The sequence below is a fragment of the Natronorubrum halobium genome (genome assembly GCF_051351675.1).
Taxonomy (GTDB): Archaea; Halobacteriota; Halobacteria; order Halobacteriales; family Natrialbaceae; genus Natronorubrum.
Genome location: NZ_CP195595.1, coordinates 1,518,867 through 1,543,102, shown reverse-complemented (window position 1 = coordinate 1,543,102; position 24,236 = coordinate 1,518,867). Strand labels below are relative to the sequence as shown.

Sequence of the window (24,236 nt, the reverse complement as noted above, 5' to 3'; positions counted from 1 at the left end):
GACCGTACTCCCCTCTCAACCGACGAGACTCGAACCGGCGCCGGTAGGACGGCAATCGACTGCTAGTCTCGACCACCTCGAAGTCACGTTTCGACAATCCTAGGTTACCGCAGTAGTAAATATATTAATAATGAAATAACACATATTATGACATCCTAGTTATAATTCTGAAACGGCGTCGATGTGATCAGTCACTCGCAACACATGATTCCGTACTGAGACGGGTCCGATATTTCTGTATCTGAATTAAAGCTGTATTAACGATTTTCTCCGTCGAATTTTCTCTACGTGTAGTACAGTAGTTGAAATAGTATGTTGATGATCTCACCGGATGGATCACTAAAAACCGCCATTCGCGTTTACGAAGGTCAAAAAGAAGGTAATTCGTCGGCTTCTGGCCGTCAGTGGCGGATAGTCAGTATCGCGATCGTCGAATTACGTTCGGTGATCACAACGTAATCCCGGTCCCCTCGCCGTTCATCTGTATCCCACCGTTCTGTATCCAGCTACGAACAGCCGAACGAGCTCGTTCGACACCGTATTTATCTAGATAAGATACAGTATTAAAAATTGGTAGTTTTAACAGACGAGACTATAGTAACCGTTAGATCTTTTTACTCAGATATTGTTGCTGAGTGTAGTGGATCATCTCGACGAGATATCTGTCGAGGAACTACAAACAGCCCTCGACAATGTGGAAGGAAAGAAGCCGACACAACGGCTCTTAGCAGCAATTGCGTACAAAATGGTCTTACACAAACTGAACTAGCTGAGTGGTACGACGTTCAGCGCCGGACGATCTACAGCTGGCTCAAACGACTCGACACCGACGAGTCGCTTGAGCAGGCTGTTACTGATGCTCATCGATCTGGGAGAAAACGAAAGCTTTCAGAACAAGAGCAAAAAGAGTTTGAAGAGATCGTCCATGAATCTCCCGAAGAAGTTGGCGTTGACGCGCCGGCGTGGACGCCGGCGCTCGTCCAGCAATATCTTGACGAGACCTACGATGACGAGTACTCGATTCCGAGCTGTCGGCGGCTGCTCAACGAAGCGGGATTGAGTTATCAAAAACCTCGCCGTACAGCCGCCGAATCTGATGCTGATGAGCAAGAAACGTTCCGTGAGAATCTCAAAAAAAGCGGCGGGAGATGGACGCCACAGTAGTCTGTATCGATCAAACCAAGAAATCTGTCCAAGTCGAGCCGCGTGCCGCGTGGTTTCCGCGTGGCACCCGGCCGTCTGTCGAATTATCCGGCCAACGTGAGTGGACGTGTCTTTTGGGCGCGATTACCGAGGACGGTGATCGCTTTTTCTCTCGATTCGAAGAGTATGTTACCGCCGATCACGCAAAACATTTCATTCTCGCATTATGCCAAGAGTTTGAAGATGACTTGATCATTGTGTTAGATGGAGCACCGTACTTTCAGGCGTCGGCCGTCACGGACCTGGCGGCCCGTGACGACCTCACCTTCGTCACGCTACCGGCGTATTCGCCGGAACTAAATCCGGTCGAAGAGTGCTGGAGACAGTTACAAACGGCTCTCAGCAATCGGTTCTTCGACTCTATTAGCGAGTTAACAACGGCGATCGATACCGCACTTGATCAACTCTCCGTTCCAAAAGTGAGCAATTATTTCTAACGTCTACTATAGTGACCGTATCGCTTCAGTTCGTACGGTACTGTCTCACCGTTCACAAATTCGCTTGAATGACGACACCAGTACCCAGTGAGACGGCCGGTTTCTAGCTTGCTGATAGCGATTCACACCGGCTCGTTCGTCTCAATCCGAACACCGCGTGGTCCGTGGGTTTATCAATCAAGCCGCGGCCAACCGGGGCATGTCGCAACGACAACAGACGACGCGACGTACAGTCCTCCGAACACTCGGCTCACTGGGTACAGTTACGATCGCCACGTCAGCAGTCGCTGGTGCGCGGACCGATCACGACGTGCGAGAGGACACAGCCCAGTCGCAATCCGAGGCGTCGGCAACTGACGGCGGAACCGGTGCGAACCAGTACATCGGCGTCGTCGACCGAATCGTCGACGGAGAGCACGTCGTTATCTTGCTCGAAGACGACGGCGAACTCGTCGACCAACACGTTGCCCCGAGGTCGGAGTTCGACGACGTCGACGAAAGCGACATTCTACTCGTCGTCATCAAAGATGGCGAGTTGCTGACGGCACAGCAACTGCCCAAGCGACCAGGTCGAAGTATGCCCGACAGCCGCAAGCAGCGATCCGCTTCCGATCTCGCGGACGACCTGTCGTAGTCGTCCGATATCGAGGTAGCGGGAAAGTTCCCGAATACCTCCCGCTGTGTTTCGAACAGTACCACCACTGAAATAGCGGCAGCTGTCGGGAAGAGAGGGGAAAACTGCACGAAGCAATCGCTCCAAAGATGTATTATGAGTAGGAGCGGCGAATCGGATTTCCCAGAGGCTCGCGCACTCCAGTACTCGCCGATACGCAGGCGGGCTTATCTTCCGTGTTCGGGATGGGTACGGGAGGAACCCCGCCGCTGTGGCCGCTGTAACGTCGACCGGCGGAATCGAACCGCCGTCAGACCGCTGTCGATTCTCGACGATGTGTCGAGTATGAGTGAAGGCGGCGAATCGGATTTCCCAGAGGCTCGCGCACTCCAGTACTCGCCGATACGCAGATGAGCTTATCTTCCGTGTTCGGGATGGGTACGGGAGGTGCCTCACCGCTCTGGCCGCCGTAACGCCGATCAACGGAATCGAACCGTCATTAAACCGTAATCGGTGGTTACTGACCGTGTGTATGTGTAGTCCAGTTTGCGTCCGGACCCGTTCGCCGCGTCACGGATCCAATGCGATGTTGTATGACTATGTGGCTCGATCGGTTAGTGCTCGCGGGCTCAACGCCTCGTTGCCTTGGCGCGTACACCCCGAGTCTATCGAACTCGTCTTCTACGAGTGATCTCAGTGGTATCTCTTTTTCAAGTGGGTTTCGAGCTTAGATGCGTTCAGCTCTTACCCCGTGGTGCGTGGCTGCCCGGCACGTGCTCTTTCGAACAACCGGTACACCAGTGGCACCCATTCGTAGTTCCTCTCGTACTATACGAACGTTCTCGTCAGATACCGTAACACCCCCAATAGATAGCAGCCGACCTGTCTCACGACGGTCTAAACCCAGCTCACGACCTCCTTTAATAGGCGAACAACCTCACCCTTGCCCGCTTCTGCACGGGCAGGATGGAGGGAACCGACATCGAGGTAGCAAGCCACCCGGTCGATATGTGCTCTTGCGGGTGACGACTCTGTTATCCCTAAGGTAGCTTTTCTGTCAGCAATTGGCCGCATCAAGCAGCCTAATTGGTTCGCTAGACCACGCTTTCGCGTCAGCGTCGATCGTTGTGTTCGACACTGTCAGACTTCCTTTTGCTCTTGCGCTCTTCCTCGGGTCTCCGACCCGAGTGAGGAAATCTTGGGGCGCGCTCGATATCTTTTCAAGCGCGTACCGCCCCAGTCAAACTGCCCGGCTACCAGTGTCCTCCGCCAGGAGTGAGAGTCGCAGTCACCATCGGGTAGTATTTCAATGCTGGCTCGGTGGGCCGCTAGCGCGGCTACCTGTGTAATGCCTCCTACCTATGCTGCACAATGGCGACCACGTCTCAGTGACAGCCTGCAGTAAAGCTCTATAGGGTCTTCGCTTCCCCTTGGGGGTCTCCAGACTCCGCACTGGAACGTACAGTTCACCGGGCCCAACGTTGGGACAGTGGCGCTCTCGTTGATCCATTCATGCAAGCCGCTACTAAAGCGGCAAGGTACTACGCTACCTTAAGAGGGTCATAGTTACCCCCGCCGTTAACGGGTCCTTCGTCCCCTTGTAAGGGGTGTTCAGATACCCGCACTGGGCAGGATTCAGTGACCGTACGAGTCCTTGCGGATTTGCGGTCACCTATGTTGTTACTAGACAGTCGGAGCGCCCGAGTCACTGCGACCTGCCTCTTCGCGAGGCAGGCATCCCTTATTGCGAACGTACGGGACTAACTTGCCGAATTCCCTAACGTCGGTTGCTCCCGACAGACCTTGGCTTTCGCCGCCATGAGTACCTGTGTCGGATCTCGGTACGGACTGTGTGCTCGCCTTTTCACGGGCTCTAGGTTGGCCTCTCTTTCGCTATCCAGCCATTCGTTCGCTTCGTGCCATTACGGCTTCCACGAAGTTCGACTGTTCGACCGGGCGAAAGCCCGGCAGAGGCGGCCCCAAAGCGTCGGCTTTGGATGCACACTGGCATAGGAATATTAACCTATTTCCCTGTTGTCAGCTTCGACTTACGGGCTGACTTAGGACCGGCTAACCCTCAGCTGATCAGCATTGCTGAGGAACCCTTACTCATTCGGCCGTCGAGGTTCTCACCCGACTAACGCTGCTACTATGACCAGGATTTTCGTTACTGAACGGTCCACATGATCTCTCGACCATGCTTCCGCCCGAACAGAACGCCAACCTACGGGATCATCCGTTGATGGATGCCGCTAGGTCTCGGTGGTGGACTTGAGCCCCGATCATTTTAAGCGCGCCGAACCTCGGCCGGTAAGCTGTTACGCTTTTCTTAGAGGGTAGCTGCTTCTAAGCTCACCTCCCGGCTGTCTAGGGCTCGGCACCACTTTCGATCGCACTTAGTCCACACTTGGGGACCTTAACCCAGCTCTGGGTTGTCTCCCTCACGGTACACAGGCTTACCCCGCGCACCGGACTCCCTGCGTCAAACGACGTTTGTAGGTTCGGAGTTGGACAGGGGGGCACACTCCTCTCGGAGTGCGATCCCCCAATCCGTCGCTCTACCCCACAAACTATCTCGGCAGAGGTCATGCTTCGACATGTTTCGGTTGGAACCAGCTGTTTCCGGACTCGATGGGCCTTTCACCCCTAGACGTAAGTCACGAGAGGGTATTGTAGGACACCAACTCTAACAGGCCTCCACGCACCTTTCGGCACGCTTCACCTTGCTCACGCCTAGATCGTCCGGTTTCGGGTTGTGCCCGTTTGACTCCCCGCGCTTGAACACGGTGACCCTCGTCATAAGACTGCGGTCATATCGGTTTCCCTACGCCTTCCCGGATAATCCGGTTAGACTCGTCAAACAGGCACACTCCCTGGTTCGTTTTTCAAAACGTACGACAGAACATCGGCTTCCGCTGTGGCTTACTACAGGTTCGCACCTGGTTCATTGTACAGCGGACCTTGTATGCCCTGTCGCTCTATCGCCAACTGATTTCACGCCCTATTGCACCTCCCTTCTGGGGGTACTTTTCAGCGTTCGTTCACACTACTTGTTCGCTATCGGTCTTGAGGAGTGTTTAGTCTTTGCAGTCGATGCCTGCAATATTCACGAGGGATATCCAACCCCCGCTACTCTGGAGCTGACTCGTCTCATACTGATCTACACTACGGGACTGTCACCCTGTCTCGTGCTCTATTCCAAGAGACTTCCTGCAGATGGTCTGAGAGTGATCGTCAGTCCGAACACCACATTGCCCGTGAAGGCTTCGGTTTGGACTGTATCGCGTTCATTCGCCATTACTAACGACATCACATTCGTTTTCTTTTCCTGTCGATACTAAGATGTTTCAATTCTCGACGTTCCCCATTGCGCGAAGCAATTGCGGTGGGGATTCCCATTCGGAGATCCTGAGTTCTTCGCCTCCGTGCGGCTCCCTCAGGCTTATCGCAGCTTGGCACGTCCTTCTTCAGCTCTCAAGCCGAGCGATCCACCAGCTGGCACAGTAGCCACGTTCATCGGATCGGCGTTGCGACAGAGTCGCAACGAATAACGTTACACGGAAGTGTAACGCGAGTGACCCGGGAACGGGTCCAGTGGACGCCTGGACTACACGTACACACGGTCTCATCTGCACGCCGTAGACGCGGCATGCATTAACCCTTCCCAGCCCCGTTTACACGGGCTGGTGCATCGGTTTTCGTTCGGATTAGATCAGAATCGTTTGCCCCACTTAAGGGGCACGATTCGATCCGCACCGAGTGATGGACCCACAGGGATTCGAACCCTGGGCATCCTCCTTGCAAAGGAGGCACTCTACCACTGAGCTATGGGCCCACGTCCACAGATGTGGACACGAGACGACAGTGTTAGCCTTGGTAGTTCTAAGGTGCCCGATCGGCCAGCGGTTGGGTCGATCGAACGTGGAGTGCGTGGCGCGTAGCGCCACGCGAAGGTGGGCCGGGGCGGCGCCCCGGTCCCGGTCTGTGGAGGTGATCCAGCCGCAGATTCCCCTACGGCTACCTTGTTACGACTTAAGCCCCCTTGCGAAGCCCAGATTCGACCTGGGAATCCAGGCCTCATCCGGACCTCACTCGGGTGCTTTGACGGGCGGTGTGTGCAAGGAGCAGGGACGTATTCACCGCGCCCTTCTGAGGCGCGATTACTACCGAATCCAGCTTCATGAGGGCGAGTTTCAGCCCTCAATCCGAACTACGACCACGTTTCGGAGATTAGCGTCCCCTCTCGGGGTTGCATCCCACTGTCGTGGCCATTGTAGCCCGCGTGTCGCCCAGCACATTCGGGGCATACTGACCTACCGTTGCCCGTTCCTTCCTCCAGTTTGGCACTGGCAGTCCTCTTAATGTACCCAGCCACCACAAGGGTGCTGCTGGCAATTAAGGGTGCGGGTCTCGCTCGTTGCCTGACTTAACAGGACGCCTCACGGTACGAGCTGACGGCGGCCATGCACCTCCTCTCAATGGCTCAGGTAAGCTCATCACACTGACCGTCACTGCACATTGTCGATGCTGGTGAGATGTCCGGCGTTGAGTCCAATTAAACCGCAGGCTCCTCCGGTTGTAGTGCTCCCCCGCCAATTCCTTTAAGTTTCATCCTTGCGGACGTACTTCCCAGGCGGTCTGCTTCTCGGCTTCCCTACGACACACCACAGGCTCGTAGCCTGTGGCACATCTAGCAGACATCGTTTACAGCTCGGACTACCCGGGTATCTAATCCGGTTCGTGACCCGAGCTTTCGTCCCTCACCGTCGGATCCGTCTTTCCAGAGCGCTTTCGCCACCGGCGGTCCGTCCAGGATTACAGGATTTCACTCCTACCCCGGACGTACCCTCTGGATCTTCCGGTCCCAAGCCAATCAGTTTCCACCGGACGCCTGCGCGTTAGGCACGCAGATTTCCCGATGGACTTGACTGGCCAGCTACGGACGCTTTAGGCCCAATAATAGCGGTCATCACTCGTGCTGCCGGTATTACCGCGGCGGCTGGCACCGGTCTTGCCCAGCACTTATTCCACTACCACCTTACGGTAGTGAAAAGCGAGGACTATATGCCCTCGCACTCGGAGTCCCCTTATCGCACTGGCGTGCAGTGTAAAGGTTTCGCGCCTGCTGCGCCCCGTAGGGCCCGGTATCTTGTCTCAGATACCGTCTCCGGGCTCTTGCTCTCACAACCCGTACCGATTATCGGCACGGTGGGCCGTTACCCCACCGTCTACCTAATCGGCCGCAGCCACATCCTATGGCGCCGGGGCATTTCGCACTCGAGCCAGTTCCAGGCATCGAGTGGTATTCCAGATTAGCCTCAGTTTCCCGAGGTTATCTGGATCCATAGGGTAGTTTGGCCACGTGTTACTGAGCTATTTGCTACGAGTCTGAACTCGTGCAACTAGCATGGCTAAATCGGACTCCAATAGCAATGACCTCCGGCAGGATCAACCGGAATGCTATCTAACTCCCAACCGTCTGGTTGGGAGGGTTCATTTGGCGGTGAATGTCGTATTCTTGTACACACTCACACATAAATGGGTCCACGTTCGGTGACCACGGACCGACGACCGGTCGAGCGTCACCGAACTACCAAGGCTAACATCAGACCCCTTCTGTACGGCGGACCGCAGGGGAAGGGTCCTCATCTCCTTCGGATTAAATTGTAATCGCCGGTCACTACTTAAGGCCTGCGAATCGGACCCTCAAAGATAGGGAGTGGCACACACCCTTCGAGAGGAGTCTCGTGGTACTACTCGGCAGGTCGATGGCACCGAGAATCGAGTTCTGAAGGCGAGTATCCCGATCAGTACCGTCATTGTAGAGGATACAGCGGAGTATCTCTACGTCGTCGCTATCGAAAGCCGCTTACTGGTCGTACTCGTTCAGCGACGACTCACTCGAGGCTGTCTGTCTGAGAAGAGTCTCTGACTCAGGAGTCTCCCTGCAATCACTGGCGCGAAAAAAGACAGTCTCCGAAGACTACTCGACGGACGGGTGTCTGAACCGGATTATACTAGTTCAATGATGTTGCCGTTCGACGTGACGTGAATATCCCGTCCAAGTTTGTACCCCTGATTGGATGCGAGATCGACGTAGCCCGAAAAGCCGCTCAGATCCTGGTGGGCCGGAATGATGTGCTGTGGCTGCAAGGCATCGAGCATCTCGTAATGGCCCTCTTGACGGAGGTGGCCGGAGACGTGGATGTCGGAGTACACGCGCGCACCCTGCATACCGAGCAACTTCTCGGACTGATAGCGTTGGCCCTCGTTCGTCGGCTCGGGAATCACTCGTGCGGAGAAGAGCACCTTGTCCCCGTTATCGAGTTGGTACGGCGTTTCCCCGCGAGCCATTCGCGTGAGCAGCGCCCGCGGCTCACCCTGGTGACCCGTGACGACAGGGAGGAAGTTCTCCTTCCCGTCGTTCATGATCCGCTCTAACGTCTGATCGATGGATCGACGATAGCCGACCATGTCCACGTCGGACGGGAAGTCGACGCCGATCCGTTTCGCGGTCCCGGAGTACTTCTCCATCGAGCGGCCGAGCAGAATCGGCTCGCGGCCGATCTCTCGAGCGAACTCGATGAGCGATTTGACGCGGGCGATATGGCTCGCGAAGGTCGTCGCGACGATGCCGCCCTCGTAGTCCTCCATGCTGTAGAGGGTGTCTCGGAGATGCTCGCGCGCGACGTTTTCGCTGGGAGTTCGTCCCTTCTTGTTCGCGTTGGTACAGTCCTCGATGTAACAGAGGACGCCGTTACCCTCGCGACCGATCTCACGGAATCGGTCCATGTCGATCGGATCGCCGATAACGGGCGTGTGATCCATCCGTTTGTCCAGTCCGTAGACGACGGCCCCTTCGGGCGTGTGGAGCACGGGATTGATCGCCTGAATGATCGAGTGGGTGACGTTGACGAACTCGAGTTCGATCTCGCCGGAGTCGCCGATCGACATCGTCTCGCCGGCCTCCATCGAGACGATCTCGTTGTCGAAGCCGAACTTCTGCTCGTCGTCGACTTCCTCTTCGACCAGTTCACAGGTGAACGGCGTCGCGACGACCGGCGCGTCGTACCGGTGCCCGAGCTTGCTGATCGCACCGATGTGATCGAGGTGTCCGTGCGTCGGGACGATCGCCTTCACGTCGCCCTCGAGGTCGCTCATTACCCGATCGTCGGGGATGGCGCCCATGTCGATCAGATCGAGGCTGTGCATTCCCTCGGTCTGGATGTTGTCGTGAATCAGGACCTTCGACAGGTTCAGCCCCATGTCGAAGATCACGATATCGTCACCAGCGCGGACCGCAGTCATTTGTCGTCCAACTTCTTCGTAGCCGCCAATTGTTGCAATTTCAACTTCCATTGGTAGACCCGATCATAGCAGTCCTGTGGGGCAGTCTTCCAGCCGACACGGCTGGGTTTGTGGGAATAGAAACGTTCGCAACGTGAATACGTATCTCGATCACGTCCGTGGCAATATCAAACGTTTATTCCCAACTGTGCCAAGGACAGCGCTTCTTTCGGTTAACTAACTAATGAAACTCCAGACGTAAGTACTCCGTGTCTCGAGTACTCGTCGTCCGATCGCTGTACCGAACACCTGGCGATCGATCCGATCGAACAGTCGTTTCACCGGTCGCCGTCTGAGAAAGATGGAAGCGGGCGTCTCTCGAGTCGACTCGACGAAGTCACGCTGACGTGAGCAGCGCGTCGGCGTCGGGACACAGGACGTTGTTTCCCTTGTGAATGTGGACGTGCATATCCTCCTCGTGCAATTGCAGCCGATCGAGCATATTTCGGTAGCTCGTACAGGCGTCCGACGGGGTCGTATAATCGTCACTCAGGTCTCGAATCCCCTCGAGATGGGACGCTGCCGCGTCGTGTTCCGATTCGAGGTGGTTGATCGCGTCGCGAATACGCGCCGCTTCGGTGTCGGTACGGGGCGTTTCGTCGTCCAGTGTGACGATCTCGGGGAAGACGGTCTCCTCTTCGTCGGCAATGTGCTCCGTGACGTCCGCCTCGAGGGAGAGAAACTCCGATTCGATCGCCTCGAGTTCGGGATGGGTGTCCCCGTGTACGCGGGTGACTTTTCGAACGGTTCGCTCGAGCGACGGGAGTTCAGAGCGGAGATGCTCGTGGTGGGTCTCGACGATGTCGTCGACGAGATCCTCCAGAAACGGAACGATGGGAGAGACATTGTCTTGGACGGTGGGATTCGAGAGAATACGAATTGAATCGGGGACGTAGCCGTCCTCGCAGGCGGCGAGCAACGGATTCGTTATCGCCTCCGTGGTGGGGCTGGCAATTGTCAGCCAATGGCGAGCCATGTGTTCGACACGTCGAGCAACTCACAAGTAGCTATCTGCCGGCAGTCCCGTTCTAAACCATTTCGTCGGAGAGTCGCTGTCAGAGCGTCGATCGATCTGAGTTGCTCACTAATGGCCGTCACAGATCGTCCGTCACTGTGGATGACGTCACTTCAGAATTCGTCCACCGCTCCAATTTCCACGGAGGTCACCTGAGGTGATTGTGAAATTATTTGATCGTTTCGAGGCAGTGTCTTTCGCAATGAGTGATTCTGGGAGCGAACCCGTCGAACGGGCGATACGACTCCGGCAGCGGGCGATATCGGATTCAGGAGCCACACTGGCGACGATAGGTTGCTGCAGTCAGAGGCTCACCGATTGACCGACCGGGTGAGTGTGAAGACGAACAGTGCGATGAAGAACGCCCCAATGAATGCCTCTAGGGCCGATAGCAACTGGAACGAACTGGCCGTTGGAACGTCACCTAAGATCAGGGCGACGAACGCTTGCAGACTGATCCGGAGATACAGCGCGGTTTCGAGGGGTGGGCCGGCAACCGACTGGAAGAGTCCCGCGAATAGGCCGATCGTTGCAACCGAACTGAGCGCCGTTCTACTCGGCCGCTCGCCGTAACCGGCGGTGATACTGAACGTGAGATTGTATGTGTACTGCAGCAGCGACGAAATCCGCGCGGCGAGCGGTCGATCGGCGTCGCTCGCCAGCTCTCGATGTACCTGTCGCTTGTAGTACATCTCGAGAAGAAAGAACTCCGCAGCCGCGGTGTTTTGACCCATGTCGTCAGCGCCGTTTTTCGCTTTCAGATAGGTGTCTTGCAACGCACTCGGTGAGTCGGTAGTAGCCGATCCGTCCCATTGATGAAGGCGCCATTCGTTGACTGCGAGGGCTCGAGTGTGATGTGAGAAGTCAAAGCCGTCGAACGTCGTTCTGTGGAACCGCACGCGTTCGAATACGTTCCGAGGCCCCTGGAACGTCACGTTGGCGATCGTTGAGTCGGTGAAGTCGTAGTACGTGGCGCCGTCCCTCGGCTGGACGAAGGTTCCGGCCGTGACAACGGCGTTGACGACCGGAATCGGTACGGCGGCCTCGGTTTCGTCGAATGAGGCGTACGCGAGTCTTACATTCTCGAACGTAACTGATCCATGGAAGACGGCCCTGTCAAACGCGATCGCGGCCTCGAAGTGGGTCGCCTCGAAGGTCGTCTTGGCGTCGAACGTCGCGTCGCTGAAATCGGTGAGTCGATGGAATTCGGCGAGGGTGAAATCCGTCTCCTGCTGAAATGACGCGTTTTCGAACGACGCCGTTTCAGGAAACTGTGTCCACATGAACGTCACTGTCCCCTTGAATACGGCGTCGCTGAAGCTAACGTTGCTTCCGAAGTCGATATCGGACAGCGATGCCTGCTCGTCGACGACGATTTCCTTGAAATGCGCTCGGCCGTCGATTTGAGCCTTGTTGAACGTTACCTGCCCCTCGATACGGATCCGGTCGAAGATGCCCTCGCCGCCAAACGACGCCGCTTCGAACGTGGCTGCATGTCGGAAGACTCGATCCGCGAAGTCGGCACGCTTGTAGAACACCGCATCCTCGAACGATGCTCGCTTGATGGATTCGTCTCCCGTGAAATCACCATTACCGCGAAAGCACGTTCCGTCGAATTCGGCGATCCCGTCGAATCTAGCCTCGCTGAAGACGGCCGTCTCGAACGCAGTTGCGGTGAACACTGCAGCCCCTTCGAATACTGCCCTGCCGAAATCGACGCGATCCTCGAATACGGCGTCGGCGAAATCGGCTCGTCGCTTGAGTCGGGCGTATTCAAACGTTATCTCGTCCCGAAATCGGGCATGGCGAAAATCGGCTCGAGCGTGACAGGTGACGTTAGGCCACGTGACGCTGCTGAACTCGGTCCCGGTGAACGCGAGTACCCCTTGAAACGCGGCATGAGATGCTTCGAATGTATTGATCTTGGCACCGACGGCCACGACGTCGTTCTGGACGTTCGACTTCGTGAGATCCAATCGGTCGGCCGAACAGTGTGCGAGTTGAATCGGCTGTTTGTCGTGGCTTTCCAGTCGCCGGTACGAGAGAGATAGCGCTCCGAACTTCGCACCGACGAAGTACTTTGCACGATCGCCGGCCGACTCCTCGCGAACGAGTTCGATCACGCGCTCGGCGAGATCCGCCTCGGTTTTCTGTGGGTGATCGACTGGTAGATGGAACAGACATCGTTCGTCGGCGATTTCGGGATGAGGACATGACTCTCGCAACTCGATCTCGTGTTCGGCTGCCCAAGCAGCGAACAGATCGTCCTCTGAGAGTCCAACCGCCTCGAGCGTTGCAAGTAACTCCGTCTCCCTGCTGTGTTCGCGGCTGGAAATCGAGTCGGTATCGGCGATCTCGAATACGTCTCGAGGGTCCCAGATTCGTTCGGTATCGGCCAGTAATCGCTTCCGCCATTCTTCTGATGAGAAGTAGGTACAGCCAGACATATCCGCTGATTATCTGTAAGGTAGTTATATGCTGTGGCGGATCGACGCTCGGTCAGCGAGTACTGGACGTCTGGTGACATCATCGTGTATCCGCGGGCTACACTGGTGAGTTCCCCCGGATCTTGCACACAGCGGATAGACATGCAACGATGAATCAAAATCGACTCGTCAGATGACGATCTGTTCGACGGGTTAGAATCAGTAGAGGTTGACGATTAGCGCCACTATGGGAACCGTCGACCCTGAATGGGTGACGCCCGTACCTCACACATCACAACTCAGCTCAAACGTTGTGACTGTGGGCGACGTGACCGATGGTCAGACTTCAACGCCTTGAACGTGTAACGTAATTGTAGAACTACGGTCGTGCGAAAAGGACAGTAGATGACTCGTCGGGGAACAGCGATGGCGATTCTCGTCATAATCGCTCTGATCGGTGCGACTATAGCGTTCGGTGTGCTTGCAGCGGACCGGCCGCAGATCGAATCCGTCGACAATGAGTGGGGGACCGTTACGGATGAGCGAACCGAAGTCGAAACCCAGGTCGTCGTCGACAATCCGCTATTGCTCCGCGTCGGTGACGCTGCAGCAGCGATCTCGTATACTATCTCGGTAAACGAGATTGTGATCGCGTCAGAGCGGGAAAACCAAGTACGACTCGCCGGCAGCACGAGTACCGTTACCGTTTCGACGTGGATCGACAACGACCAAATCCCGGTGTGGTGGACGTCTCACGTCAACAGAAACGAGACGACGGAAGTGCGAATCGAACCGAACGTAACTGTCGACTACACAGCCACTCAGCTCCCGGCGGATAGATGGACGTACAATCGGACCGTCCAGACGGACCTCCTCAAGCCGTTACAAGCAAACCAAAGTCAACAGTTCGAAGCGTACGATCGGACGGTGTTCGTCGTCGAGGAAACGAACGCTCAGTGGGGTAACGCTACCGAAGACAGAACGCCGATCGAAGCCGAGGCGACGGTAACCAATCCGACGAGGCTCCCGGTACCGATTACGGAGATTGGCTACACGGTTCGACTGAACGACATCGTCGTCGGAGAAGGCGTCGCCGCAGAACAGACCGTGATCGGACCCGGCAGTACGCAAACCATCGAGGTCAACGCAGCTATCGATAACTCTGTGCTAGATGAGTGGTGGGTCACCCATCTGCAAAACGACGAGACGTCAAATCTGACGGTGGATTTCACTGCCACTCTCGAATACGCCGGCATCCAGCGTGAAGTCCCGCTGGACTTCCTCTCGTACGATCACACGTTCGAGACAGATCTATTGGGTAATCAAACACGTGAGTCATCCCCGACCGAGAGTCCAAAATAACCTGACGAGCATTCTGAACCATCGATTCCTCCAGAATGCCTCTGTTCTATCCTCCCTATGTCGGAGGCGACCCGCGTTCAAACCTGAATCAACTAAGCGGCCAAATCAAGGGGGTACCGATTTCCCCAGATGCCGTGAACGGAACTGTTGAACGCTAAACCCGGCGTTACAGGGTGTCTAAGAACCGTTCAGAAACTGAGTGGGCCAACTCGGATTTGAACCACCTGAAGACGGTCTCACTCGCTGCGCTCGTGAGCGTGCGACTTCCGTAATTCAAATCCGAGTAGGGTTCCATATTTGCGGCTCGCGAGATTGCTCGCCGCAAAAGTATGGGCCAACTCGGATTTGAACCGAGAGCCTCCACCTTATCAGAGTGGCGCTCAACCTGATTGAGCTATTGGCCCGCGTCGCAATCAGTAGTTGCCGGGTGGGATGTTTAAGCGTTTCTTTCTTGGTGGCCCGTGCGAACCGCTACCGAGCGGGGTGGTCCCCGCCGTCGTCCTCCGATTCGTCCGACATATCCGAGGTCCGCTCGTCACCGAGATCGATCGTGTACGACGTGCCATCGGTACCGTCGTCGACGGAGTAGTCGTCCGCACCGAGGTCGTACGTCCCGCTATCGGTCGATTCGTTCTGCCCGTCTCGAGCCATCCCCTCGTCCGGGAAGCCGAACGTCCAGACCTGGCCGCTGGCGAAGCCGCCGGTCTTCTTGTCCGCGTAGGGGACGATCACGAAGCGTTTGAGTCCGGCGCGGATCGGAATTCGCGTCAGCGGGATCACGAGCATGAAGCCGATGAGGTCCGTGACCAGTCCGGGCGTGAGCAGGAACGCGCCGGCGGCGATCAACAGCCCGCCGTCGAGCAGTTCGTTGGTCGGTGGCTTCCCCTCGGCCAGCGACCGTTGCATCTTCCGGATGGTTCGGCGACCCTCGGCACGGACAAGTAGCATGCCGACGAGTCCGGTCAGGACGACGAGCAACACCATTCCCACCCAGCCGATGTACGTCGTCTGGCTGACGACGACGGCGAGAATCACCGCGTCGAGAAAGGGGATGAGCAACAGCGCGAAGATCCACCGGAGCATGCCCCGATATAGCCGGGGGAGGGTGAAAACGCTTTACTCTCGTTTCGCGTTCGGTGATTTCGCGACGCTCGAGTGCCGTCCGGTATCGAGATCTGACACGGCGGATCCGGGGACCACGATCGAACGAAGGGCTTACGCCGGCGACACTCGAGGTGTCGGTATGGACGATCCGACACGTGTCGAGTGGCGCGAGTGGGGACCGGACGCCTTCGACGAGGCGGCGACGGCGGACGTTCCCGTCTTGCTCTCGCTCACTGCGACGTGGTGTGACCACTGCCACGAGATGGACCGGGAGACCTACGCGGAGCCGCGAATCGCGGCGAACATCAACGATAGCTTCGTTCCGGTTCGGGTCGACGTGGATCGCTACCCGCGCGTGCGTGATCGGTACAACATGGGCGGCTTTCCCTCGACGGTCTTTCTCGCCCCCGACGGGACGGTGTTGACCGGCGCGGGCTACCTCGGCCACGACGGAATGCGCCAAGTACTGGACAGCGTCCGAACGATGTGGGACACCAAGGGCAGCGGCGCCGGACGGGTTCCGCGGCCGCTCCGGGAGGACAACCCACCCGCGGGCGAACTCACGGACGATATCGAGTCCGCGATGCTCGGCCAGTTGACCGAGACCTACGACGACGTCGCGGGTGGCTGGGGCCAGAGCCCGAAGTTCCCGCTCCCCGACGCCCTCGAGTTCGCGCTCAAACGCGACCGGGAGATGGCGCTGCGGTCGTTCGACGCGGTCGGTGCGAACCTGTTGGACGAGTACGACGGGGGCTTCTATCGCTTCGCGACCGAACGCGACTGGTCCGGGCTCCAACACGAGAAGCTGCTGGACTCCAACGGCGCGCTCGTGCGCGCGTTCGCGAACGCCTACCTGCACACGGGCAAAGACGAGTACCGCGAGCCCGCCGACCGCACCGTCGAGTACCTCACGACGACGCTGTGGAACGACGATGCCGACGCCTTCGCGAACAGTCAGGCACCAGGCGACGACGCCGCACACTCCCTCGACGCGACCGACCGCGCCGCCGCCGACGAGCCACCGGTCGACGACGGCGTCTTCGCCGGTCCGAACGCGCTGGCGGTGCAGGGACTCCTGACGTACTACGCCTACACCGACGACGAACGCGCCCAGCGGTACGCCGAACGCGCACTCGCGACCCTGCGGGACGAACTGATCACCGACGGCGTCGCCGCTCACGCCCTCGAGGGCGGGATAGAATCCGACGAGAGCGATGAGCCGATCCCACTGCTCACCAACCAGGCGCGCACACTGGCTGCACTGACGACCGCAGCGAGCACCCTCGAGACGGACGTCCTCGAGGACGCCACCGCGGTCGCGGACGCGACGATCGATCGGCTCCGCGACGAGGAGTCGTTCCTGGACGGACCGGCAACGGGCGTCGGCCTGGTCGATCGACCGCTCCGGCCGCTCGACGCGAACGTCGCGGTCGCGGACGCGCTGCTGGAGCTGTCGGTCCTGACCGGCGAGAAGCGATACCGCGACGTCGCGCGGGAAACGCTCGAGGCGTTTGCGGGGGCGAGCGACCGGTTCGGCGTCCAGATCGCCCGCTACGCGACGGCTACCGCACGGTTGCTCGAGGGGCCACTGGTGATCCGCGTCGCGGCCGACCCCGGAACCGACCTGCATCGGGCCGCGCTCCGACTGGCCGATCACGAGAAAGTCGTCGTTCCCGACGCCGACGGTCTCGAGTCGAGAACGGCCCGAGTCGAACGCGCAGAGACCGTCTCGGAACCCGCCGAAACCCCGTCGGAGTTGAGCGAACGCGTACAGGCGATCCTCGAGTAACGCCAGACTGCCCGGCTGTGGCGAGTAAATCACTCGGCTGTCAAACCACCACAGCGTTTATGTTTCTTCGGTTGGTCTATCGGCACATGCCCAGTCTCAGGGATCTCGGGCTCTCGGAATACGAGGCTCGAGCGTATCGAGCGCTCCTCAACACCGGCCCCACAACGGCCAAGGAGTTGTCACGAGCGAGCGACGTGCCGATGGGGCGGATCTACGACGTGTTGAACAGCATCGAACAGTACAATCTCGTCCGGAGCCAGACCGCGAGTCGGCCGAAGAAGTACGTCGCCGTCGAGCCGTCGACGGCCCTCGATCGGCTGCTCAACGACAAGAAGCGCGAACTCGAGGAGAAGGCCGATCAGTACGAGTCGATCGTCGACGATCTGGCGGACGAACTCGACGCCGCGGAGCCGGTCGAAGACCAGTTCTGGACGGCCGCCGTCGGTCCCGAGGAGACGATCGATCTCCTCCTCGAGCGACTCGCGGCCGCCGACGACCACATCGTGATGGTCTCTGCGAATCCGGCCCCGCAGTGGGACCTGCAAGCTGTCAGCGAGGACGTCAACGCACAGGTCGAAGACGCGCTCGATCGAGGCGTCTCGGTCGACCTCCTGATGACTCGCGAGATCGTGTCGTCGCTTTCCGAAGAGGTCGGCCGCCGCTACCGTGAGACCCTCCAGCAGCGCGACGACTTCGACGTGCGAACGAACGACGACATCACGGGTTCGTTCAACATCATCGACGGCGTCGAAGTGTGTATTCAGGTACCGAACCCGCTCTCCTCGGGCGACGCGTTCGGTATGATCGACCTCAAGGACCCGGAGTTCGCGGCGAACGTACACGGTGAGTTCGTCCCGCGGTGGGACGAGGCCGAACCGCTCGAGTTCTGAACCGGCGATCGTATTTTCGTTCCCGCGACCGGTCGGATGTCGTTCCGGTCTCGGACTCCCGGATGCGAGCGATCGGAACGGGAGTTCGTCGGCGAGAGTCCGACGATAGTCGAACTTTCCGACCACGTACATTTATGATAGCTACAGAGAAATTCAGGATATGATTTCAGTTACGGACAGAACGACCGTTTCGATCGGACTGACGGCAGTCGTCGTGGTGGGGATGATTCTCGGCGGTATCGCGATGCCCGTCGCCGCACAGGAGGACGTCGGCTCGCAGAGCATGGAGGTGACGGTGGCCGAAGACGGCTCGGTCGAGTTGATGGAGGTGACCTGGCGAATGGACGGAGCGACCTACGAAGAGTTCGAGATGTATGCTGAGGCAGAGGGATACGAACAGGTCGACGACTGGTTCGAATCAATGTACGAAACGGAGGAGTGGATCGGAGAGGTCTCGGTGACGACGACGGAGATCGACGGTGGGTACGCGCTCTCGATCGAACTCGTCGACATCGATACGGACGACGTACCGGAGGTCGACATCGACGTGGAAGGAGATACGATCCGCTACGAGGAGTTCGACGTCTCGGACCCCGCTGAAGATCCAGTGATCTCCGAATCGACCCATCGAGTGAACATGCCCGGCGAGATCACCGATTCGAACGCCGACGAAGTCGACGGTACCGTCGCGGTATGGAACCACCACGAAGAACACACGGACGAGTTCACTACCGATTTGTTCGTCGAAGCGTCCCTCGAGGCCAAGGAAGACACCGAAGCGGACAACGAGAGTGCCGACGACGAGAACGACAGCGACGACGGCGACGAGAGTTCGTCCGCGGACGACAGCGACGACGGCGATGGTATGCCCGGCTTCGGCGGTGCAGTCGCAATCGTCGCCCTCTGTCTCGCCACGGTGCTATCAGTGAGTCGCCGAATGGACGCCCGGTAGCGAACAGTACAGCCCCGGCAGTGACTCGTGGGGTTCGTCTCGCTCGGCACGCGTTAGATCGACTCGAGTAGAAAATCGGCTCGTTTTGGCTCTCAGAATGCCGTCAGGCGAATATCGTGCCCGATATCGCGGTCGGAACCGACGGAATCGTCTTCGATCGAGGCGACACCGACGAGGAAGAAGCCGACGGATCGGTCCGAAACGATCGGGTTAGCGCTCGAGGTCGCCGTTGACCTCCTCGCGCAGCGTCCCCATCTCGACGACGCGGTCGGCGTGGGCGTTGTGCTGGTGGATCGACTCGTCGTTGGACTGCTTCATCGTGATCACGGCGTCGTCCGCGAGGTGGTCGAACTCGTCGACGACGCCTTCGGCCAGCGCGCGCACGCAGTCCTCGACGAACTTCGCGTCCGAGTGGGCCGCGTAGGTCATGTGATCCTCGTCCGGCCGCTTCGCGAGGTTGTAGATCCGGGCGCTCATCGCGTCGCGCGCGATGTCGATGACGTCGTTCAGGTCGACCTCCGGGTCGCCGCCGGCTTCGACGGTCAGGGTCGCGTGGCCGCGCTGGGAGTGGCCGGGCTGTGGCACCTCGTCGAGGAACTCCGTGATCGTCTCCTCCTCGACGCCCAGATCCTCGAGCGTCTGTTTCGCGCGGGCGGCGGACATCCCCTGCGAGCACGGACAGACGGTCATCCCGGTGACCTCCGCGCCGATCTCTTCGCGCGTGCCCTCGTCGGTCGCCGTCGCGGAGGCGACGATGTCGACGGTGTGCTGGGTCTCGCGGTCGCTCGCGGGGGTCTGCTCGCGGCGCATGAACTCCGCTTCCATCGAGACCTTCGCGGTGGAGGTGTAGTCGTGTTTCTCGAGCAGCCGTTCGGCCGCGTCGCCGCAGACGTCCTCGACGCGGTAGGCCTCCTCGCGGGTGGCCTCCTCGAGGATTTCGTCGATGACCTCCATGTTGCGGCTCATGTCCGCACCCTTGCGCCAGGCGGGGAGGTCGACGAAGACCTCGAACTCGGCGGTGAGCACGATGGGGCGTTTGCCCTCGCGGGCGATCTTGACGAGTTTGTCGACGCCGGTGACGCCGACCTGACTCAGACCGACGGTGACGTCGGGCGACGTTGCCTGCACGTCCGGGAGCTGGTGACTCATTGTCCGCATTCAGGGAAGGGGCCGATTCAACCTTTCGAAAGCTGCAGTCGCGGGGTGACAGCTGGTCAGTCGCGGCGGTCTCGATCGGTGTGAGTGCCGCTCGAGTCGATATCGGCTCCGTATCGTTCTTTACGTACTTCTGGTGACAAGGTGTAGATACGACGGGAGAACGCGGGCTTCTACGGACTCATCGATTCGCTACTGACGGGTATCCGCGGCTGCTCGAGCGCACCCGATCAGTTTTGCTTTAAGTGCTTCTGGTCACAAGATGGAGCTATGACGGGAGAGAGACGCTTCTCGGAATTTTACGACAAACAGTGACGGCTCCGAAACGGAGAGACGTCTACAGATTCGGGTTTCAACTGGTTACTTCCGGAACACTATTGCTGATTCCGGACCGATACCGCGGCGTGCCGCTGACACCGGACTGGCGACTCCAGGTTCGAATCGTCGGGGCGCTCGCGCTGGCGGTGATAATCAACGGGCTCCTGCTCTCGGTGCTCGCCTGGAGTGTCATCCGTGTCCTATCCGCGAGCGGTCGATCGATACCGATCGAACTCGGCATTCCAGTTACTATCGGGGCGGTTCTCCTCGGCGCGGTCGGCCTCGTCGCTGTCCAAGCACGATACGGCTCGCGGACGATCGTCTCCGGACTCGACCTGAACGAAGTCGAGGACGACGGCCCGCGAAACGTCCACGGACGGGTCGGACGGCTAGCGACACAGGCGGACGTTCCGCTCCCGTCCGTGGCCGTCGCCGGACGATCCGAACCGGGTTGTCTGACCGTCGGGACGCAACGGTCGCCGACGATCGTGGTCACGACGGGACTGCTCGAAGCCCTCGACGACGACGAACTCGACGCGGCTCTCGCACACGAGGTCGCCCACGTCTCGAATCGCGACCTCCCGGTCGTCACCGCCGTCGCCGCGACCGTCGCGATCGGTGATCGGTTGCTCGAACGCGAGCGGTTACTCCGTCGAATCCTCGAGAATACGGTTCTGATAGCCTTGGTCACCGGGATCGGCGTCATCATCCTCTCGGTCCCGATCCTGGTGATCGGGCTGGTGTACCTCGTCGTGAGTTCGGTTGCGCGGGGACTGCTCGGGGTGAATGCGATCGCGCTCGGACTGTTCTCGAAGACCCGCGAGTACGCCGCCGATCGCGGCGCGAGTCAGCTCACCGGCGATCCGGCCGCGTTGGCGAGCGCACTCGAGACGCTCGAAGACGAACGTCCGACACGGGACGCACGGCTGTACGCGAGTGCGACGCTCGGAATCGTCCCGCGACCGCTGTCGTTCGAGGAGGCGGACGAAGACGACGGAGAACACTGGGTCGAACGGTATTTCCCGGCGGTGTCGTTCGAGGGACCCGCGGAGCCGAAAGGCCTGAATCGAGTCGTGCTGTGGATCTACGCGAGGGCCGTCGTCCCGGTGATGACCCGCGTTCGTCGGCTACTCGGTTGGCGACCCTCGACGCACCCGGAGACCGAAGCTCGGATCGAGCAGTTGCGGGCTATCGAACGGCGTCGGCGAGGATAGGCGCGTCGGACGACTCATGATCGCTGTCGATATCCGCGGTTCCTTACGTACTTCTGGGCACAAGGTGAAGATACGGCAGGAGAACGGTCGCTTCTACGGACTCGCTGATTCGATACCCACAGGTGTTCGCAGGGCATCGGGAGTAGTCGAATCGGGTTCGCTTTAAGTGCCTCTCGTCACAATGTGGAGCTATGACGGGAGATGGGCGCTTCTCGAGGGTTCACATGTAGTAGTCGTGGCTTTGACTCTCGAGTGACGATCACAGCATCGGCCGCGCTTTAAGTGTCTCTGGTCACAAGGTGAAGATACGACGGGAGAACGGTCGCTTCTCAGGAGTTCACGACAGGCAGCAGCGGCTGCGGAATCGGCTCATCTAAAGAACGAATACGTCAAAGTATATCGTGTAGAGTTGATCCTGCAGTAGTACGTACAGTTACACGATTGCGGGAGAACAGAAAGATATGAGTTATAACCATCGGCTCCCGTTTGCACGGGACGCTATCGTCGCCACAGTAATTCTCGCGGCTTTATCCGGTCTCACCTACGGGGTTCAGTTCCGACCGCTTCAACTACCAGGCTACATTCTCGTCATGGGGTTCGGCACTTTTGGAGGTGCCACCGGACCGGAAGCCCTGTTCCCTGTGATCTTCGGTATATATCTCATTTCTCTCGGAGCGGTTGGTGCCGCCATCGTTCGCGTCGTTCGTGGATGGATCCCCGACGGCCACGTCGCCGGTTGGCGGCTCGGTGTGGCTAGCGCCCTCGGTGTGACGGGTGCGCTCGCGGTTCTGTTCACGATGGTCGCTCTCTTTGGAGCCCAGCCGGATGCTGTCTTCACCGCAGGCATTCTCTCACTGGTATTTCTGGGTCTGGCCAGTTGGTTCGCTGGATTGTTCTCTGTCAGTCTCGGACGGGCGTGAAAGTTGGCCGCCCGGCGATGCGGGACACAGAGATCGACTGGTCAACCACTGATCCCATTTTACAGCGCGTGCCGGATTGAATGCCCCGATCAGTTCGCGTGCAGCGTGTACAACTGCTCGGTAAGAAACTGCCGCGAGGAAATAGATACCAACCGGACCGGATTGACAGAGTTGAACGGGTACTGATCGGCACCGATAGCCGGCGTTCTTTAAGTGCTTCTGGTCATAAGGTGAAGCTACGAAGGGAATTTCGGCGCGGTCACACCGCTTTTGCGGTTTTCGATACACGAGTACTCGAGCGACAGCTATGGCCACCGTTCCGAACCACGTCTCCGAGACCGTCGACGAGTTACTGACCGCGATCGAACGCGAGCACGACGTTTCTATCGCATTGGCGGTCGCCCGCGGCAGTCACGCCTGGGGTGCGGCGAGCCCCGAGAGCGACTACGACGTCGGGTTCGTCTTCGTGCCCGACGACCTGCGGCGGTACGCCCACCTCGAGGAGCCACCGACGACGATTCACGAGACGGCTGACGCCGACGAGATCGAACTGCAGGGCTGGGACGTTCGCACGTTCGCGCGTCTGCTCGCGGATTCCAACGACGGCGCGATCGACCTGCTTCGGAGTTCGATCCGCTATCGAACCACCTACGATCCGACCGATCTCGCCGAGTACATCGAGCGCACGTACAACCCGATAGACCTCTACCACGCGTGGCGGGGGATCGCGACCGGCAACTACCGCAAGTACATCTCGCACCATCTCGTGCGCACCGACGACGAAATCGTTCCGATCGTCGAGGTGCTCGAGGACGAAGACGCCTACGTCGTCGAAACCGACGACGGGACGGCGACGATTCCAGCCGACGACGAACGATTCGCCGAGACGCAGACGAAACCCACGGTGAAACGGAACCTGACGATCTGTCGGGCGGCGATGTCGGCGCGATACCTGAAGGCGACCGGAGAGCGGGGCGAGCACGACCTGCCGGCACTCGAGTTCGGGACCTTCCTGACCGAGCAAGCGCCAGCGGTCTTCGACGCGGATCGGATCGAGCGGGCTCGCGAGTTACTCGAGCGGAAACGAGCGGGGGAGGGAGCCGTCGATATCGGGGACGCCGTCGGCCGTGAGTTCGCACACCCACCGAGGGAAATCGATCCCGGAATTCACGCACGAGAGGGGCCAGATACCGCGACACTGGACGAGTTCGTCGACGAACTGATCGCTGCGACCGAGTAGCGAAGTCGATTCGTCCGTTACGTGCTTCTGGTCACAAGGTGAAGCTACGACGGGAAATCGGTATTCTCGAGGACGCATCAACTGACCAGCCACTGGTAACCGCAGTCTACATTCACGCCCGGACCGTCGTGACTCCGTATTTCTTTAAGTGCTTCTGGTCACAAGGTAAAGATACGGCAGGAAGACGGTCGTTCTAACGCACTCAAATTCACCAGTCGAGACTGTTCTGCGCTTCGAAAGCCGTCGTCACG

The 24,236-nt window shown here is 58.8% G+C and carries 13 protein-coding genes, 2 tRNA genes, 4 rRNA genes and 1 pseudogene; 9 read left to right on the top strand and 11 right to left on the bottom strand.

Annotated features, from left to right (window positions below):
* Window positions 1-640 precede the first annotated feature (640 nt).
* Both ACSFC7_RS07595 and ACSFC7_RS07590 read left to right on the top strand, forming a co-directional pair.
* A pseudogene (locus ACSFC7_RS07595) lies at window positions 641-1,640 on the top strand (IS630 family transposase).
* 199 nt (window positions 1,641-1,839) lie between these two features.
* A complete protein-coding gene (locus ACSFC7_RS07590) occupies window positions 1,840-2,274 on the top strand; it encodes a hypothetical protein (protein WP_436347107.1) in 435 nt (144 codons plus the stop codon).
* Window positions 2,275-2,414: 140 nt separating this feature from the next.
* Here the strand turns inward: ACSFC7_RS07590 and rrf (ACSFC7_RS07585) are convergent.
* The 8 genes from rrf (ACSFC7_RS07585) to ACSFC7_RS07550 form a co-directional block, all read right to left on the bottom strand.
* Window positions 2,415-2,536: ribosomal RNA gene (gene rrf / locus ACSFC7_RS07585) — 5S ribosomal RNA — on the bottom strand.
* Window positions 2,537-2,603: 67 nt separating this feature from the next.
* A 5S ribosomal RNA gene (gene rrf, locus ACSFC7_RS07580) occupies window positions 2,604-2,725 on the bottom strand.
* 124 nt (window positions 2,726-2,849) lie between these two features.
* Window positions 2,850-5,769, bottom strand: a 23S ribosomal RNA gene (locus ACSFC7_RS07575).
* A gap of 247 nt (window positions 5,770-6,016) precedes the next feature.
* Window positions 6,017-6,088: transfer RNA gene (locus tag ACSFC7_RS07570), tRNA-Ala, on the bottom strand.
* Window positions 6,089-6,238: 150 nt separating this feature from the next.
* Window positions 6,239-7,712, bottom strand: a 16S ribosomal RNA gene (locus ACSFC7_RS07565).
* Together the 16S, 23S and 5S rRNA genes with 1 tRNA gene alongside form the textbook arrangement of a ribosomal RNA operon.
* Before the next feature lie 553 nt (window positions 7,713-8,265).
* On the bottom strand, window positions 8,266-9,612 hold the full coding sequence (locus ACSFC7_RS07560) for an RNase J family beta-CASP ribonuclease (RefSeq protein ID WP_436347106.1): 1,347 nt from the start codon (window positions 9,610-9,612) through the stop codon (window positions 8,266-8,268).
* 325 nt (window positions 9,613-9,937) lie between these two features.
* A complete protein-coding gene (locus ACSFC7_RS07555; protein ID WP_436347105.1) occupies window positions 9,938-10,576 on the bottom strand; it encodes a hemerythrin domain-containing protein in 639 nt (212 codons plus the stop codon).
* A 350-nt stretch (window positions 10,577-10,926) separates the two neighbouring features.
* Window positions 10,927-13,062, bottom strand: coding sequence for a pentapeptide repeat-containing protein (locus ACSFC7_RS07550; protein ID WP_436347104.1), 2,136 nt, complete (start codon window positions 13,060-13,062; stop codon window positions 10,927-10,929).
* 906 nt (window positions 13,063-13,968) lie between these two features.
* On the opposite strand from ACSFC7_RS07550, the gene ACSFC7_RS07545 reads away from it, so the two are divergent.
* Window positions 13,969-14,403 carry an LEA type 2 family protein gene (locus ACSFC7_RS07545; protein ID WP_436347103.1) on the top strand — a complete coding sequence of 145 codons (435 nt, stop codon included), beginning with the start codon at window positions 13,969-13,971 and terminating at the stop codon, window positions 14,401-14,403.
* Between the two features lie 330 nt (window positions 14,404-14,733).
* Here the strand turns inward: ACSFC7_RS07545 and ACSFC7_RS07540 are convergent.
* Window positions 14,734-14,807, bottom strand: a tRNA-Ile gene (locus ACSFC7_RS07540).
* Window positions 14,808-14,874: 67 nt separating this feature from the next.
* Window positions 14,875-15,486, bottom strand: coding sequence for an FxsA family protein (locus ACSFC7_RS07535; protein ID WP_436347102.1), 612 nt, complete (start codon window positions 15,484-15,486; stop codon window positions 14,875-14,877).
* A gap of 160 nt (window positions 15,487-15,646) precedes the next feature.
* On the opposite strand from ACSFC7_RS07535, the gene ACSFC7_RS07530 reads away from it, so the two are divergent.
* The 3 genes from ACSFC7_RS07530 to ACSFC7_RS07520 all read left to right on the top strand — a co-directional run bounded on the left by ACSFC7_RS07530 (window position 15,647) and on the right by ACSFC7_RS07520 (window position 19,138).
* Window positions 15,647-17,296, top strand: a complete 1,650-nt coding sequence (locus ACSFC7_RS07530) for a DUF255 domain-containing protein (protein ID WP_436347101.1) — start codon at window positions 15,647-15,649, stop codon at window positions 17,294-17,296.
* Window positions 17,297-17,382: 86 nt separating this feature from the next.
* Window positions 17,383-18,186, top strand: a complete 804-nt coding sequence (locus ACSFC7_RS07525; protein WP_436347100.1) for a TrmB family transcriptional regulator — start codon at window positions 17,383-17,385, stop codon at window positions 18,184-18,186.
* A 160-nt stretch (window positions 18,187-18,346) separates the two neighbouring features.
* Window positions 18,347-19,138, top strand: coding sequence for a PGF-CTERM sorting domain-containing protein (locus tag ACSFC7_RS07520; protein WP_436347099.1), 792 nt, complete (start codon window positions 18,347-18,349; stop codon window positions 19,136-19,138).
* Between the two features lie 210 nt (window positions 19,139-19,348).
* On the opposite strand, the gene mptA is transcribed toward ACSFC7_RS07520, so the two are convergent.
* Window positions 19,349-20,287: a GTP cyclohydrolase MptA gene (gene mptA / locus ACSFC7_RS07515; protein ID WP_436347098.1), complete on the bottom strand. Its 939-nt coding sequence runs from the start codon at window positions 20,285-20,287 to the stop codon at window positions 19,349-19,351.
* Between the two features lie 410 nt (window positions 20,288-20,697).
* Here mptA and ACSFC7_RS07510 point away from each other — a divergent pair, with 410 nt between their 5' ends.
* The 3 genes from ACSFC7_RS07510 to ACSFC7_RS07500 all read left to right on the top strand — a co-directional run bounded on the left by ACSFC7_RS07510 (window position 20,698) and on the right by ACSFC7_RS07500 (window position 23,985).
* Window positions 20,698-21,825: a M48 family metalloprotease gene (locus tag ACSFC7_RS07510; RefSeq protein ID WP_436347097.1), complete on the top strand. Its 1,128-nt coding sequence runs from the start codon at window positions 20,698-20,700 to the stop codon at window positions 21,823-21,825.
* Window positions 21,826-22,286: 461 nt separating this feature from the next.
* Window positions 22,287-22,745 carry a hypothetical protein gene (locus ACSFC7_RS07505; RefSeq protein WP_436347096.1) on the top strand — a complete coding sequence of 153 codons (459 nt, stop codon included), beginning with the start codon at window positions 22,287-22,289 and terminating at the stop codon, window positions 22,743-22,745.
* Between the two features lie 307 nt (window positions 22,746-23,052).
* Entirely contained in the window at window positions 23,053-23,985 is a 933-nt protein-coding gene (locus ACSFC7_RS07500) for a nucleotidyltransferase domain-containing protein (RefSeq protein WP_436347095.1), read from the top strand.
* The last annotated feature ends 251 nt before the right edge of the window (window positions 23,986-24,236 follow it).

What these genes read in the sequence shown, in the direction of transcription:
- ACSFC7_RS07590 (WP_436347107.1), top strand. Translation starts at nt 1,840, where the DNA reads ATGTCGCAACGACAACAGACGACGCGACGTACAGTCCTCCGAACACTC.
- ACSFC7_RS07560 (WP_436347106.1), bottom strand. Translation starts at nt 9,612, where the DNA reads ATGGAAGTTGAAATTGCAACAATTGGCGGCTACGAAGAAGTTGGACGA.
- ACSFC7_RS07555 (WP_436347105.1), bottom strand. Translation starts at nt 10,576, where the DNA reads ATGGCTCGCCATTGGCTGACAATTGCCAGCCCCACCACGGAGGCGATA.
- ACSFC7_RS07550 (WP_436347104.1), bottom strand. Translation starts at nt 13,062, where the DNA reads ATGTCTGGCTGTACCTACTTCTCATCAGAAGAATGGCGGAAGCGATTA.
- ACSFC7_RS07535 (WP_436347102.1), bottom strand. Translation starts at nt 15,486, where the DNA reads ATGCTCCGGTGGATCTTCGCGCTGTTGCTCATCCCCTTTCTCGACGCG.
- ACSFC7_RS07530 (WP_436347101.1), top strand. Translation starts at nt 15,647, where the DNA reads ATGGACGATCCGACACGTGTCGAGTGGCGCGAGTGGGGACCGGACGCC.
- ACSFC7_RS07525 (WP_436347100.1), top strand. Translation starts at nt 17,383, where the DNA reads ATGCCCAGTCTCAGGGATCTCGGGCTCTCGGAATACGAGGCTCGAGCG.
- ACSFC7_RS07520 (WP_436347099.1), top strand. Translation starts at nt 18,347, where the DNA reads ATGATTTCAGTTACGGACAGAACGACCGTTTCGATCGGACTGACGGCA.
- mptA (WP_436347098.1), bottom strand. Translation starts at nt 20,287, where the DNA reads ATGAGTCACCAGCTCCCGGACGTGCAGGCAACGTCGCCCGACGTCACC.
- ACSFC7_RS07505 (WP_436347096.1), top strand. Translation starts at nt 22,287, where the DNA reads ATGAGTTATAACCATCGGCTCCCGTTTGCACGGGACGCTATCGTCGCC.
- ACSFC7_RS07500 (WP_436347095.1), top strand. Translation starts at nt 23,053, where the DNA reads ATGGCCACCGTTCCGAACCACGTCTCCGAGACCGTCGACGAGTTACTG.